The organism is Streptomyces sp. NPDC057565 (assembly GCF_042801455.1).
GTDB lineage: Bacteria > Actinomycetota > Actinomycetes > Streptomycetales > Streptomycetaceae > Streptomyces > Streptomyces yanii.
Map to the genome: position 1 here is coordinate 381624 of NZ_JBHVFU010000004.1, position 14528 is coordinate 396151.

Genomic DNA, 14528 nt, shown 5'->3' on the forward strand with positions numbered 1-14528 from the left:
ATTCCCAGCCCGCTGTCCGGGATGTCATCGGCCGGGCCTGACATTCGTCATACGGACCTCGGTACACGCGGCTCTGCCGGGCACCGGGCCCCGGCGGCCAGTCTGTACGTACCGAGAGCGGGGCCGCGAAGGCGTCCGCCGATACGGGAGAGGAACCCGTCATGAGCAGCCCGGCCGCCACAGCCACCGCCCCTGTCGCAGATGCTCCGGTCGCCGCCGCCCCGTCCGCTCCCCGCAGCGCGCTGCTCGACAGTGTGCTTCCGCTGCTCGTGGATGTGGGCGTGCCGCTCGTCTCGTACTACGCGTTGAAGGCGGCGGGTACGGGGACGTTCGCGGCGCTGGCCTGGAGCAGTGTGGTGCCGGTCGTCCGAACCGTGTGGGGGGTGGCGCGCAGGCGCCGGCTCAACGGTCTGGCGGCGCTGATGGTGACGGTCAACGTGGTCGGACTGCTGACGAGCCTGATGGTCGGTGACCCGCGGCTGATGCTCGCCAAGGACAGCGGGGTGAGCAGCATCATCGGGCTCGTCGTCCTGGTGTCCGCATGGAAGGGGCAGCCGATGATGAGCGCGGCGGTGCGGCCGTGGCTGGTCAAGGGGGATGCGGCCAAGGACACCGCGTGGCAGCGGCTGTCCGCGGAGTCGGCGGCGTTCCGGCGGGCGGAAGTGCGGTTCTCGGCGGTGTGGGGTGCGGCGCTGCTGGGTGAGTGTGTGGTGCGGACGGTGGGGGCGTACACCGTGCCGGTCGAGACGATGGTGTGGCTCGGCACGGTGATCATGGTGGCGACGATGGTGTTCGGGTTCCTGGTCTCGGGCCGGGTGGGCGCCGTTCCGATGGCGCGGATGATCGCCGAGGCGGCCCCTGCCGAGAGGGCCACGGACGCCGCACGGTGACGCCGTGAGCCGAAGGGGGGAGCCGTCGCGGCTCCCCCCTTCGGCTTTCCGGACTCGGCACTGATCCAACCCGGGTGATGCGTCGCTGAGCGGCCGATGGGACGACCGGCCATTACCCGGGAGGTAATTGAGCACCTCCGCCCTCCGTCCATACCGTCCGGGTACGGGCCTGCGTCCCACCGAGAACGCCGCCGTCCGGGGGCCGCTCCTGCCTCCGCCGCGCGGACCGGCGGCGGCTCGTTGCCCGCGTGACCGCATGACAACGAAAGGAAGACCTCATGATGTCGTCCCAGAACGTGGGTACGGTCCCGTCCACGGGCGCCGCCCGTTCCGATGGCCTTCTCCGCCTGGCCCTCGTGGCGGACGTGGTCCTCACCGGTGCGAACGGCATCGGCTACCTCGCGCTGGCCACGGTCCTGGACTCGTTCCTCGGCGTGCCTCAGTCCGTGCAGTACGCGGTGGGCGTCTTCCTCACCGTGTACGCCCTGTGGGTGCTGGTCGTCTCCCGTCAGGAGCGCATCAGCCGCGGCGCGGTCGCCGTCGTCATCGGCCTGAACGTGGCATGGGCCGTGGCAAGTGTCGTGACCGTGCTCGAGGACGCGCTGACGGCGACGGGCGCCGGCAACGGGTGGATCGTGTTCCAGGGCCTGACGGTGGCGGCCATGGGTGCGGTCCAGTACGTGGGTCTGCGGCGCATGTGAGAGCGGGCCGGGCAGCCGGATACGGCTTCCGTGCATGCCGACGGCCCGTACGGATACAGCTTCCGTACGGGCCGTCGGCGCGGAAGAGCAGCGGAACCAGTGGCGATCAGTGGTTGCGCGGGAAGCCCAGGTCCACGCCCGCCGGGGCGTCCGCCGGGTCCGGCCAGCGGGTGGTGACGACCTTGCCACGGGTGTAGAAGTGCACGCCGTCGTTGCCGTAGATGTGGTGGTCGCCGAAGAGCGAGTCCTTCCAGCCACCGAAGGAGTGGTAGCCCACCGGCACCGGGATCGGCACGTTGACGCCGACCATGCCGGCCTCGATCTCCAGCTGGAAGCGGCGGGCGGCGCCGCCGTCGCGCGTGAAGATCGCGGTGCCGTTACCGAACGGCGAGGCGTTCATGAGGGCGACGCCCTCCTCGTACGTCTCGGTGCGCAGAACGCAGAGCACCGGGCCGAAGATCTCGTCCTTGTACGCGTCCGAGTCGGTGGACACGTGGTCGAGGAGGGAGAGGCCGATCCAGTGGCCGCCCTCGAAGCCGTCGACGGTGTGGCCGGTGCCGTCGAGGACGACCTCGGCGCCCTGGGCCGCCGCGCCGGTGACGTACGAGGCGACCTTGTCGCGGTGGGCCGCGGTGATCAGCGGACCCATCTCGGACGTCGGGTCGTTGCCGGGACCGATCTTGATCTTCTCGGCCCGCTCCTTGATCTTGGCGACGAGCTCGTCACCGATGGCGCCCACCGCGACGACCGCGGAGATCGCCATGCAGCGCTCACCGGCGGAGCCGTACGCGGCGGAGACCGCGGCGTCGGCGGCGGCGTCGAGGTCCGCGTCCGGCAGGACCAGCATGTGGTTCTTCGCACCGCCGAGCGCCTGGACGCGCTTGCCGTTGGCGGAGGCGGTGGTGTGGATGTAGCGGGCGATCGGGGTCGAGCCGACGAAGGAGACCGCGGCGACGTCCGGGTGGTTCAGCAGCCCGTCGACCGCGACCTTGTCGCCGTGCAGGACGTTCAGCACGCCGTCCGGCAGACCGGCCTCGGCGGCCAGCTCGGCCAGCAGGTTGGCGGCCGACGGGTCCTTCTCGCTGGGCTTGAGGACGAACGTGTTGCCGCACGCGATGGCCAGCGGGAACATCCACATCGGCACCATGGCCGGGAAGTTGAACGGCGTGATGCCCGCGACGACACCGAGCGACTGACGGATCGAGGAGACGTCGACCCGGCTGGATACCTGGGTGGACAGCTCGCCCTTGAGCTGGGTCGTGATGCCGCAGGCGAGCTCGACGATCTCCAGACCGCGGGCGACCTCGCCGAGCGCGTCGGAGTGCACCTTGCCGTGCTCGGCGGTGATCAGCGCGGCGATCTCGTCGCGGTGGGCGTCGAGCAGCGCGCGGTAGCGGAAGAGGACGGCGGTGCGGGCGGCCAGCGAGGACGTGCCCCACGTGGCGTACGCGTCCTTCGCTGCGGCGACCGCGGCGTCGACCTCTTCGAGGGAGGCGAGCGCGACCTGGGTGGTGACGGCGCCGGTGGCCGGGTCGGTGACCGGGCCGTAGTTGCCCGACGTGCCCTCGACGGTCTTGCCACCGATCCAGTGGTTGACGGTCTTCATTACGAAACTCCTTCAGGCCTTCAGAGGTGGCGGCGTCGGGCTGCGACTTGCCGGTCGTAGTCTTCCCGGGCTTTTACCGCCGACGGGCGGGTGGCCGTTTCGGCTACAGGAACATCCCACCACGCCTGCGCCGGAGGGGGGCCCGACACTGTGTCTGCCGTTTCGGTCTCGACGTAGACACAAGTGGGGCGGTCCGCGCTCCGTGCCTCGGTGAGGGCTTCGCGCAGGTCATGGACGGTCTTCGCGCGCAGCACCCGCATTCCGAGGGAGGCCGCGTTGGCGGCGAGATCGACGGGCAGCGGGGGACCGGTGAAACTCCCGTCGGCGCTCCGGTGCCGGTAGGCCGTGCCGAAGCGTTCGCCGCCGACCGTCTCGGAGAGCCCGCCGATGGAGGCGTAGCCGTGGTTCTGCAGGACGACGACCTTGATCGGGAGGTTCTCCTGCACGGCGGTGACGATCTCGGTGGGGTTCATCAGGTACGTGCCGTCGCCGACGAGCGCCCAGACGGGACGGTCGGGGGCGGCCAGCTGCACGCCGATCGCGGCCGGGATCTCGTATCCCATGCAGGAGTAGCCGTACTCCACGTGGTACTGGCGTCGGGAGCGGGTCCGCCACAGCTTGTGCAGGTCGCCGGGGAGCGAACCCGCGGCGTTGATCAGGATGTCGTCGTCGGAAACCAGGGTGTCGAGCAGGCCGAGGACCTGGGCCTGGGTGGGCCGGGCGTGGGGGTCGTCGGCGGCGAACGCGGCGTCGACGCGCTGCTCCCAGCGCTCCTTCGCCTCGGTGCACTCGGTCTCGTACGCCGGGTCGACGCGGTAGTTGCGCCCGTTCAGGGCCCCGCTCAGCGCTTCGAGGGCGGTGCGGGCGTCGGCGACAAGCGGGAGTGCGGCGAGCTTGTGGGCGTCGAAGCCGGTGATGTTGAGGTTGAGGAAGCGCACCGCCGGGTTGGAGAAGAGGGTGGCGGAGGCGGTGGTGAAGTCGGAGTAGCGGGTGCCGATGCCGATGACCAGGTCGGCGCTGCGGGCCAGCTCGTCGGCGGCCGCGGTGCCGGTCGGGCCGATGCCGCCGACGTCGGCGGGGTGGTCGTGGCGCAGCGAGCCCTTGCCCGCCTGGGTGGAGGCGACCGGGATCCGGGTGGCGGCGGCGAACGCGGCGAGGGTCTCCTCGGCGGCGCTGTGGTGGACGCCGCCGCCTGCGACGATCAGTGGCCGGCGGGCGGTGCGCACGGCCCGTACCGCCTGCTCCAGCTCGTGGGCGTCGGGCGCGGGCCGGCGTACGTACCAGATGCGCTCGGCGAAGAACTCCTCCGGCCAGTCGTACGCCTCCGCCTGTACGTCCTGCGGCAGCGCGAGTGTGACGGCACCGGTCTCCGCCGGGTCGGCGAGGATCCGCATCGCCTGGAGGGCGGCCGGGACGAGCGCCTCGGGGCGGGTGATCCGGTCGAAGTAGCGGGAGACGGGGCGCAGACAGTCGTTGACGGAGACATCGCCGGCGGACGGGACTTCGAGCTGTTGCAGGACGGGGTCGGCGGGGCGGGTCGCGAAGGTGTCGCCGGGGAGCAGCAGGACGGGGAGGTGGTTGATCGTGGCAAGGGCGGCACCGGTGACGAGGTTGGTGGCGCCGGGGCCGATCGATGTGGTGACGGCGTGTGCGGAGAGCCGGCCGGACTGGCGGGCGTACCCGACGGCGGCGTGCACCATGGACTGCTCGTTGCGGCCCTGGAGGTAGGGCATGGAGGGCCCGGTCTCCAGCAGCGCCTGGCCGATTCCGGCGACGTTGCCGTGGCCGAAGATGCCCCAGGTGGCGCTGATCAGACGCTGCCGCCGGCCGTCACGCTCGGTGTACTGGCGGGCGAGGAAGGAGACCAGGGCCTGGGCGGTGGTGAGCCTGCGGGTGCTCATCGGGATGCCTCCTGACCGGAGAGTCCGGAGGGACCGGAGAGTCCGTGGAGCGGGAGCCGGGGGTCGACCGGCTGCGCCGGCCAGGTGTCACGGATCCAGCCGTGATCGGGGTGGTCGCTGATCAGCCACTCCCGCTGCTCCCCCGGGCCGGCCATCACATTGATGTAGTACATGGTGTGGCCGGGGGCGGCGATGGACGGGCCGTGCCAGCCGTCGGGGATCAGGACCGCGTCGCCGCTGCGGACCTCGGCGAGGACATCCGTGCCGCCGGGCCGGGACGGGGAGACACGGTGATAGCCGAACCCGGCCGTGCCGCCCCGCTCCTCGATCTCGAAGTAGTAGATCTCTTCGAGGACCGACTCGGCTCCGGGACGGTGCTCGTCATGTTTGTGCGGCGGATACGAGGACCAGTTGCCGCCGGGGGTGAGGACCTCGACGGCGATCAGCCGGTCGCACTCGAACGTGTCGGCGGCGGCGAAGTTGTTGACCTGGCGTGAGCAGGTCCCGGAGCCGCGCAGCTCGACGGGTACCTCCGGCGCGGGGCCGTAGCGAGCGGGGAGTCGTCGCTCGCACTTCGCTCCTGCCAGGGCGAAGCGGCCTCCTGCGCCGGAGGCGATCTGCGCGTGGGCCTCACGTGGTACGTAGGCGAAGTCGGACACCCCGCTGAACACGCTTTCCCGGCCCAGCAGTTCAAAGATCTCACCTGAGGTGTGCACCGTACAGCCACCGGTCAACGGCAGGACGATCCACTCACTCTCCCCGGTGACAAGTGTGTGAACACCACCGGGCTGCAGCTCCACCACACGCAGGCTCGACCGGTCCCAGCCGGCCCGCTTCGGATCGATGTCCAGGGCGTACGGTCCCTCCGCCGCGCTGCCCGCGGGCAGATGCCACCGGTGCCGCGGCCGTTCCCGTACGCGTTCCTCATGGTCCGTCGTCATGCCTTCTCCCTACCCCTCCCTGTCCACTCGCTACAGCAGTGCCACGGCCGTGTCGACGGCACCGGCCACGTCCCCGTCGACCGGATAGAGCAGCGACCTCCCCACCACCAGCCCCTGAACAGTGGGAAGTCGCAGCGCGCCACGCCATTTCTCGAACGCCCCCTCCTGGTCGCCGCCCACCTCGCCGCCCAGCAGCACGGCAGGCAGCGTCGACGTCTCCATCACGCGCGCCATGTCGTCGGGGTTCTCGGTGACGGGGACCTTGAGCCAGGTGTACGCGGAGGTCCCCGCGAGCCCCGAGGCGATGGCGATCGAGGTGGTCACCGCGGCCGCTCCGAGGTCGTTGCGGACCTTGCCGTCGATCCGGCGGCAGAGAAACGGCTCGACGAAGACCGGCAGCCGGTGCGCGGCCATGGCGTCGATGGCGCGGGCGGTGGCGTGCATGGTGTCGAGGGAGCCGGGGTCGTCGTAGTCGATGCGGAGCAGCAGCTTGCCCGCGTCGAAGCCGAGCCGGGCGAGGTCGTCGGGCCGGTGGCCGGTGAAGCGGTCGTCGAGTTCGAAGGAGGCGCCCGCGAGTCCACCGCGGTTCATCGAGCCGATGACGACCTTGTCCTCCAACGCGCCGAGGAGCAGCAGGTCGTCGAGGATGTCGGCGGTACCGAGGACACCGTCGACGCCGGGGCGGGAGAGGGCGAGGCAGAGCCGCTCCAGGAGCTCGAACCGGTTGGCCATGGCCAGTTCGTGCCCGCCGACGGCGAAGGAGCCGCGGGCCGGATGGTCCGCCGCGATGATCATCAGGCGCCCGCTGTCACCGACGAGGGGCCGTCTGCGGCGGCGGGCGGCGGCCTCGGCGACGGCTTCGGGGTGGCGCACGCGCAGCCGTACGAGGTCGGCGACGGATGAGGCCGCGGGTGTCATGAGACCGCCCCGGGCCCGGTTCCGGGTTCGGGTTCGCCGGTGGTGACGGCGCCACGGACGAGTGCCTCTTCCACCTCGTGGGGGAAGGGCATGGCGGGCGAACAGGCGAGCCGGGAGGCGACGATGGCACCGGCTGCGTTGGCGTACCGCATGATGCGCTCGGTCTCCCAGCCCGCGAGCAGCCCGTGGCAGAGCGCCCCGCCGAAGGCGTCTCCGGCGCCGAGACCGTTGACGACGTCCACGGGCAGGGGCGGGACGTCGGCGACGGTGCCGTCCCGGTGGACGGCGAGGACACCCTTGGGGCCCTGCTTGACGACAGCGAGCTCGACCCCGGCGGCGAGCAGGGCGCGGGCGGCCGCATACGGCTCGCGTTCCCCGGTGGCGATCCGGCACTCGTCGAGATTGCCGACGGCGACGGTGGCGTGGGCGAGGGCCTCGCGGTAGCGCGCGGTGGCCGTGGGGTGGACGAGGTGGTCCGCGCCGGGGTGATCGGGCTCGCCGGCCCAGAACATCGGGCGCCAGTCCAGGTCGAAGACCGTGCAGCGACCTCGCGCGAGGCCCCGCTCGCTGCCGGATTCCGCCCGCGCCTCGCCCCTGGCGCGCAGCGCCGCCAGCGTCGCCGTGCGACTGGGTTCCGCGCACAGTCCGGTGCCGGTCATCCAGAAGACCCGGGCCGCCCGGATCGCGTCGAGGTCGAGTTCCGCTTCGTGGATCTCCAGGTCGGGCGCCTTGGGCAGGCGGTAGAAGTAGAGCGGGAAGTCGTCCGGCGGAAAGATCTCGCAGAAGGTCACCGGCGTCGGATACGCGTCGACAGGCGTCACCCATCGGTCGTCCACCCCGAACTCCCGCAACTGCTGGTGGAGATAGCCCCCGAACGCGTCCCGGCCGGTGCGTGTCACCACCGCCGTCCGTCGGCCGAGCCGGGCGGCCGCAACAGCCACATTGGTCGGTGAGCCGCCGAGGAACTTCCCGAACGTGTCGACCTGAGCCAGCGGGCGTCCGGTCTCCAGGGGGTAGAGGTCCACCCCGATCCGCCCCATGGTGATCACGTCGTACATCTCAGGCATACGCATCCCTTCGACCGGCGACCGGAGCGGCTGCCCCCAGGTCTAGCCCTCCCTCCGGAACCCTGTCAACATTTTGTCCGGACATACGGACGTACTCTTGACACTTGTCTTCCGGCGCCGAATTCTTGGCCGCATGACCTCCTCCGCTTCCGCTCCGGCCCGCATCCGTATCGGCTCGGCACCCGACTCCTGGGGGGTCTGGTTTCCCGACGATCCCCGTCAAGTGCCGTGGCAGCGCTTCCTCGACGAGGTGTCCGAAGCGGGTTACGAGTGGATCGAGCTGGGCCCGTACGGCTATCTCCCGACCGACCCGGCCCGCCTCGCCGAGGAGACCGGCCGCCGCGGACTCACCGTCTCCGCGGGCACCGTTTTCACCGGATTGCACCACGGCCCGGACGTCTGGGAACGGACCTGGGCGCATGTCGCCGACATCGCGGCACTCACCCGGGCGATGGGCGCCGGGCATCTGGTGGTCATTCCGTCGTTCTGGCGCGACGACAAGACGGGGGAGATCCTTGAGGACCGCACCCTCACCGCGGAACAGTGGCGCCGGCTCACCACGCAGACGGAGCGGCTGGGCCGCGAGGTGCGGGACCGTTACGGACTGCGGATCGTCGTCCACCCCCATGCCGACACCCATATCGACAGCGAGGAGAACGTCAACCGGTTCCTCGACGCCACCGATCCCGACCTGGTCTCGCTCTGTCTCGACACCGGCCACTACGCCTACTGCGGCGGGGACAGCGTCAAGCTGATCGAGACCTACGGCGAGCGGATCGGCTATCTGCACCTCAAGCAGGTCGATCCGGACGTCCTGGCCGAAGTCGTGGCGGACGAGGTGCCGTTCGGGCCGGCCGTGGCACGGGGCGTCATGTGCGAACCACCGAACGGTGTGCCCGCTCTGGGGCCCGTGCTGGACGCGGCCCGCCGGCTGGACGTCGACCTGTTCGCGATCGTCGAGCAGGACATGTATCCGTGCCCGCCCGACAAGCCACTGCCGATTGCCCGCCGTACCCGCGCCTTCCTTCGCTCCTGCGGCACCCCGGCGCAGACACCCGCGCCCGAGCAGGACACACCGAACCGGGCTCGGATGTGACGTCCGGGCGGTGTGCGGTGTTGTGCTCGGAGAGAAGCGGGTGCGGTGCCTTCCGCACCCCGTGACCGCACGAGGAGCAACTCACCGTGATCCGCACGATGTCTCTCTCCGCCAGGACGGCTGGGGCCTCGGCCCTGGCCGCACTCGCTTTGGCCGCCACCCTCACCGCCGCGCCCGGCGCCTCGGCCACCGGGCGCGTCCCGGAGCAGTCGCTCCTCTCGCCCGGCGCGGCCTGCGTGTTCTACGACGGCAACCAGCTGACCTTCTTCGGCGAACAGGGCGAACGGGTCTTTGAGGTGCAGTGTCTTCTGGCCAACCGCCGCTATCTGCCGTGGAGCGCCGTCGACGGCACCTTCGGGACGACGACCCTCGCCGCCGTTCTCCGTTTCCAGGCGGACCACCCGCCACTCGTCCCGGACGGCCTGGTCGGTCCGCAGACCTGGTCCGCACTCTGGCACGCATAGCCGCCTCCGGCCCGGATGTACGCCTTCTGTCACAGATATCACCCTCTCGTCACACATGTCTGCGTTACGTGGGTCTTCCGTCACAGGCGCTCGACAGCCCCTCCCCGCTCGTCACTCCGTGTCGTTCACCGGACACAGGCTGAGTGATCGTCAGCGTCCGTGCCGCAGTGCCCCCGACAGCCCCCCAGCTGCCGCTGCGGCGCAGAGAGGTGTCACTTATGACGGACAGAAGGCTCTGGTCCTACAAGGACATTGCCGCGCACATCCGGGTGCAGCCGGAAACCGTTCGCTCGTACCGCAAGCACGGTCTCCTTCCCGCACCCGACCATGTGGAGAGCGGTAAGCCCTACTGGTACGCGGACACCGTCCGCGCCTGGGTCGCTGCCCGCCCGAGCAACCGGGGCCGCAAGGACTGACGCCCTCTCCCCCGCCTCCGTCCGTTCCAGGCCCCGTACAGCGACCGGCTCCCACCCGGTGCCGCACGGGGCCTCCGTCCGTGTCCGGTTCCCGTGGCGCCCAGCCCTCGGCCGGGCTACTTCATGGGGTCGATGATCGTCACTCCTGCCCCTGGCGTCTTCCCCATCGCGGCGAGTGCCGCCGGTGCCGCGTCCAGCGGGATGGTGGACGTCACCAGCAGGTCGGGGCGGAGAGTGCCGGCCCGCACCATGTCCATCATCGGCGGGTAGTCGTGCGCGGCCATTCCGTGGCTGCCGAGGATCTCCAGTTCTTGACCGATCACCCGCGCCATGGGAACAACGGGGTCACCGGCCACCGTGGGCAGCAGTCCCACCTGGACATGGCGCCCCTGCCACCGCAGGCTGCGGACCGAGGCGGCACAGGTGACCGGCGAGCCCAGCGCGTCGAGTGACAGATGCGCTCCGCCTCCGGTCAGTTCGCGCACTGCTTCGTCCGCCCCGCCCGGGTGTGCGGACGCGTCCACGCACGCCGCCGCCCCGAACGACCGGGCCAGTTCGAGCGCGCGAGCCGAGACGTCGACCGCGACCACCCGTGCCCCGCACGCCACCGCGATCATGACGGCGGACAGTCCGACCCCGCCGCAGCCGTGCACCGCGACCCACTCGCCCGGCGCCACGCGCCCCTGACCGACGACGGCCCGGAACGCCGTGGCGAACCTGCACCCCAGACCGGCTGCCGTGGCGGACGACAGCCCCTCCGGCACGGCGACCAGATTGACGTCGGCCTGTTCCAGAGCCACGTACTGGGCGAACGAGCCCCAGTGGGTGAAGCCCGGCTGGGTCTGCCGCTCACAGACCTGCTGGGCCCCGGCCGCACAGGCGGGGCAGCGCCCGCAGGCGCAGACGAAGGGCACGGTGACCCGGTCACCGGGCCGCCAGTTGACAACGCCCCGCCCCACTTCCTCGACCACACCGGCGAGTTCATGGCCCGGCACATGCGGCAGGGCGATGTCCGGGTCGTGGCCCATCCAGCCGTGCCAGTCGCTGCGGCACAGCCCGGTCGCCTCGACTCGAACCACGACACCCTGCTCGGAGGGGACCGGATCCGGGACATCCTGCACCCCGGCGTCCTGCCCGAACTCCTCGAACACCACTGCCCTCATCAGCCCGCCCTTCGTTCCGCCCGCCGGCCGGACCGCCACCTGTGCTGTCCGTCGAAGCACTCGTCGGACCGTCGAATCTACGCCCCGGTGCTGATCTTGTCCCGATCGGGAGCGGCTGTGGACATGCCCTCGGCGAGGACCGGTGCGGGCCCCCCTTCGCTCAGCCCGAACTTCTGATGGAAGGCCCGCAGCGGTGCGGGTGCCCACCAGGTCACCCGGCCCATCAGCTTCATCACCGACGGCACCAGCAGGCTCCGCACCACCATGGCGTCCATCAGCACGGCCAGCGCGATGCCGAGGCCCAGCATCTTCGTGTTGGTCACCCGCGACGTACCGATGGCGACCATCACCACCGCGAGGATCACGGCCGCCGCGGTGATCAGTCCGCCGGTGTGCCTCAGCCCGAAGGTCACCGAATGCTCGTGGTCTCCGGTGCGGTCGTACTCCTCCTTGATCCGGGAGAGCAGGAACACCCCGTAGTCCATGGAGAGTCCGAAGGCGACGCAGAACATCAGTACGGGCAAGGTCGTCTCTATGTCCCCTGTACTGGTGAAGGAGAGCAGTCCCGACAGATGCCCGTCCTGGAAGACCCAGACGACCGCTCCGAACATCGCTGTAAGGCTCAGAGCGTTGAGCACCACTGCCTGGAGCGGGATGAGCACGCTGCCGGTGAGCAGGAAGACCAGCAGCAGCGTCACGAGGACGATGATGCCCACCGCCCACGGCAGCCGGTCCGCGATGGCGTCCTTGGAGTCGACGAGGACCGCCGCCGTACCCGTCACCGAGGTGTCGAACGGGGCGGGCTGGGCCCGGAGCTCGCGTACGAGCCGCTGGGACTCCTCCCCCACGGCCTCCCCCTTGGGCAGCACGCTGAAGTACGCGGACCGCCCCTCCGTCACCGGTCCGTCGACTCGGAGCACGCCGGGGAGCGCAGTGATCCTGTTCCGGTAGTCGGCGTACTGGGCGGGCGTCGCGCTGCCTACCGCGAGGACTTCGAGGCCGCCGCCGGGGCTGCCGGGAAAACCGTCCCGTATGTGCTGCTGGACGACATGCGACTCGGCACCTGCGGGCAGCTGGCGGTCGTCCGCCGTACCGAACTTCACCCCGAGGAACGGCAGTCCGAGCAGGACCAGGCCCACCGTGGTGAGGACGGCGAAGACCGGCGCCCGGCGCATCACCAGGGTCGCGAACCGCCCCCACCCCCTGCCCGGCGCGTCCGGCTCGTGGTGCGCCTCGCTCCCCCGGCGGCGCAGCAGTCGGCGCAGATCCAGGGAGTTGACCCGAGGACCGAGAAGCATCAGCGCGGCCGGCAGCAGGATCAGCGCGGCAGCGGCGGCCAGCAGAACCACGGCAATGCCCGCATAGGCGAACGAGCGCAGGAAGTACTGCGGGAAGACCAGCATCGCGGCCAGCGAGACGGCCACGGTCAGCGCGGAGAACACCACCGTGCGCCCCGCGGTGCGCAGGGTCGTGCCCACCGCCGCCCGGGTGTCCGCTCCCGCTGCGAGCTCCTCGCGGAACCGGCGCACGATGAACAGGGCGTAATCGATGGCGAGCCCGAGGCCGAGGGCCGTGGTGAGGTTCTGGGCGAAGACCGAGACGTCGGTGAACTCGGTGATGCCCCGCAGTACGGCGTTGGTCCCCAGGATCGCGACGATGCCGACGCCGAGTGGCAGCAGGGCCGCGATCGCGCTGCCGAAGACCATGACCAGCAGCACCAGAGTGACCGGAAGGGCGATCATCTCGGCCCGCAGCAGGTCCTCCTGGATGGTCGTCTGCATCTCGTGCTGTACGGCGACGGGGCCGCCGACCGAGACCTTCACCGGGCCGTGCGTCCCTCGGTAGGTGGGGGCTATCCGGTCCAGGATCTCGCCCACCGCCTTGTCGTGGCCCTCGATCCTGGCCGCGATCAATGCCTCCCGCCCGTCCTTGGCGCGGAGCCCGGGCGACCTGCTCTGCCAGTACGAACCGACGCCCGTGATGTCCTTCTCCGCAGCCAGCTCCTCGGTGAGCCGTGCGGCCTCGGCGGCCACCGCAGGGTCGTCGACAGAAGTGCTGCCGCTGTCGACCAGCAGCAGAAGGTTGGGCTGTGACGCGGGAAACTCGCGCTCCAGCGCCTTGGTCGTGTAGGTGGACTCGGCAGCGGGAGCCTCCCAGCCACCGCTGCCCATCCGGTCGGCGACGCCGCTGCCCGCGAACACCGCGAGCACCGTGACCACCAGGGCGGCCAGCAGCGCGAGCCGTGGTCGCGCGGTGACGAACCGGGTCCAGCCCCCCAGACGCTCCGAGCGGTTGACTTGAGGCATGGTGCGGTGTCCCCTTCCCCCGGACCCGGGCGGCACAGGGCAGCATGGGTCACTCGTTGCCACATACACTGGCAAACACGAGTCATCGCTCGCGTTCCACAAGAATGCGAGCGCCCACTCGCGTTTGTCAAACGCGTGAGGAAAGCTGGGGATCACCGTGTCGGAGGCCAGATCCGGAGCCGCCGGAGCCGCCGGGAGGAAGGGCGCCACCGGGGACGCGGGCGCCACCGAGGGGAAGGGCGCCACCAAGGCCGCACACGCCTCCGGGAGCGCGGGCACCACCGCCGGCCGGCCGCGCCGCCGCCAGGCCCGCGGCGAAGCCCGCATCGCTCAGCTCCTCAAGGCGGCCGCCAGCGTCTTCTGCGCGACCGGCTACACCGCCGCGAGCACCAACGCCATCGCCCGCGAGGCCGGCGTCTCGCCCGGCACGCTCTACCAGTTCTTCCCGAACAAGGAGGCCATCGCCGTCGAACTCGGCGACCAGCTGCTGGGGCGCTGGCGCGAGACGTACGGAGCGGCCTTCCTGCCGGACAATCTGGCACTCCCCCTCGACCGGATGCTCGACGCCACCCTCGACCCGCTGATCACGTTCAACTGCGAGAATCCGGCCTTCACCGTCCTGATGCACGGCTCCGAGATCCCCGGCGTGATCATCCGCGAGCACGACACCCTGCACACGACGATGCTCACCCGGGTCGAGGCCATCCTCGGCGGCTACCTCCCGGACACGCCGCCGGCCGAGATCACCCGCATCGCCACCATGATCTTCATCCTCTTCAAGGCGGGACTCGACGTGATCATGGCCCACGAGGGCAAGGAGCGGGAGGCGTACATCAAGGAGTTGAAGACCGTACTCCTCCGCTATCTGGAGCCACTGGTCGGCGACCGGCCCCTCCGAGCCCCCTCGGCCGCCGCGGCCACCGCTCCACCGAATGGCCGATAGCGCGCGAAGCGACAGCACCCCCTCTCGCATTCATACCCCCTGGGGGTATAGAGTTGCTTCTGTTGGGGCGCACCGGCCTTCCCGGGGCTCCCTGGCGCCACACTGCGGCTGTACGC

General features: G+C 70.7%; 13 protein-coding genes. 6 read left to right on the forward strand and 7 right to left on the reverse strand.

Annotated elements, in window-relative coordinates; translation table 11 throughout:
• The first annotated feature begins 161 nt into the window (after positions 1–161).
• Both ACFU8W_RS11720 and ACFU8W_RS11725 read left to right on the forward strand, forming a co-directional pair.
• The gene (locus ACFU8W_RS11720) at positions 162–890 is read left to right on the forward strand and encodes a VC0807 family protein (protein ID WP_384034993.1); all 729 of its coding nucleotides are present in this window, start codon (positions 162–164) and stop codon (positions 888–890) included.
• A 278-nt stretch (positions 891–1168) separates the two neighbouring features.
• A complete protein-coding gene (locus ACFU8W_RS11725) occupies positions 1169–1591 on the forward strand; it encodes a hypothetical protein (protein WP_345518104.1) in 423 nt (140 codons plus the stop codon).
• 106 nt (positions 1592–1697) lie between these two features.
• Here ACFU8W_RS11725 and mmsA read toward each other — a convergent pair whose 3' ends face one another.
• From mmsA to iolC, 5 genes are read right to left on the reverse strand one after another with little or no spacing between them, the layout of a single operon-like run.
• Positions 1698–3197 (reverse strand): CoA-acylating methylmalonate-semialdehyde dehydrogenase, encoded by a 1500-nt coding sequence (gene mmsA / locus ACFU8W_RS11730; RefSeq protein WP_384034998.1) that lies wholly within the window; start codon positions 3195–3197, stop codon positions 1698–1700.
• Between the two features lie 20 nt (positions 3198–3217).
• Positions 3218–5098 carry a 3D-(3,5/4)-trihydroxycyclohexane-1,2-dione acylhydrolase (decyclizing) gene (gene iolD / locus ACFU8W_RS11735; RefSeq protein WP_384035001.1) on the reverse strand — a complete coding sequence of 627 codons (1881 nt, stop codon included), beginning with the start codon at positions 5096–5098 and terminating at the stop codon, positions 3218–3220.
• On the reverse strand, positions 5095–6039 hold the full coding sequence (iolB, locus tag ACFU8W_RS11740) for a 5-deoxy-glucuronate isomerase (protein WP_384035004.1): 945 nt from the start codon (positions 6037–6039) through the stop codon (positions 5095–5097). The genes iolD and iolB overlap by 4 nt, the downstream gene beginning before the upstream one ends.
• Before the next feature lie 30 nt (positions 6040–6069).
• Positions 6070–6957 carry a deoxyribose-phosphate aldolase gene (locus tag ACFU8W_RS11745; protein ID WP_345518096.1) on the reverse strand — a complete coding sequence of 296 codons (888 nt, stop codon included), beginning with the start codon at positions 6955–6957 and terminating at the stop codon, positions 6070–6072.
• On the reverse strand, positions 6954–8024 hold the full coding sequence (gene iolC, locus ACFU8W_RS11750) for a 5-dehydro-2-deoxygluconokinase (RefSeq protein ID WP_384035006.1): 1071 nt from the start codon (positions 8022–8024) through the stop codon (positions 6954–6956). The genes ACFU8W_RS11745 and iolC overlap by 4 nt, the downstream gene beginning before the upstream one ends.
• A gap of 133 nt (positions 8025–8157) precedes the next feature.
• Here iolC and ACFU8W_RS11755 point away from each other — a divergent pair, with 133 nt between their 5' ends.
• The 3 genes from ACFU8W_RS11755 to ACFU8W_RS11765 all read left to right on the forward strand — a co-directional run bounded on the left by ACFU8W_RS11755 (position 8158) and on the right by ACFU8W_RS11765 (position 10000).
• A complete protein-coding gene (locus ACFU8W_RS11755; protein ID WP_384035008.1) occupies positions 8158–9120 on the forward strand; it encodes a sugar phosphate isomerase/epimerase family protein in 963 nt (320 codons plus the stop codon).
• A gap of 86 nt (positions 9121–9206) precedes the next feature.
• Positions 9207–9584 carry a peptidoglycan-binding protein gene (locus ACFU8W_RS11760; RefSeq protein WP_384035011.1) on the forward strand — a complete coding sequence of 126 codons (378 nt, stop codon included), beginning with the start codon at positions 9207–9209 and terminating at the stop codon, positions 9582–9584.
• A gap of 218 nt (positions 9585–9802) precedes the next feature.
• Entirely contained in the window at positions 9803–10000 is a 198-nt protein-coding gene (locus ACFU8W_RS11765; protein ID WP_345518089.1) for a MarR family transcriptional regulator, read from the forward strand.
• A 116-nt stretch (positions 10001–10116) separates the two neighbouring features.
• Here ACFU8W_RS11765 and ACFU8W_RS11770 read toward each other — a convergent pair whose 3' ends face one another.
• Positions 10117–11163, reverse strand: coding sequence for a zinc-dependent alcohol dehydrogenase family protein (locus ACFU8W_RS11770; RefSeq protein WP_384035015.1), 1047 nt, complete (start codon positions 11161–11163; stop codon positions 10117–10119).
• A gap of 77 nt (positions 11164–11240) precedes the next feature.
• Positions 11241–13469, reverse strand: a complete 2229-nt coding sequence (locus ACFU8W_RS11775; RefSeq protein ID WP_384035018.1) for an MMPL family transporter — start codon at positions 13467–13469, stop codon at positions 11241–11243.
• A gap of 157 nt (positions 13470–13626) precedes the next feature.
• Here ACFU8W_RS11775 and ACFU8W_RS11780 point away from each other — a divergent pair, with 157 nt between their 5' ends.
• On the forward strand, positions 13627–14412 hold the full coding sequence (locus ACFU8W_RS11780) for a TetR family transcriptional regulator (protein ID WP_384035021.1): 786 nt from the start codon (positions 13627–13629) through the stop codon (positions 14410–14412).
• The last annotated feature ends 116 nt before the right edge of the window (positions 14413–14528 follow it).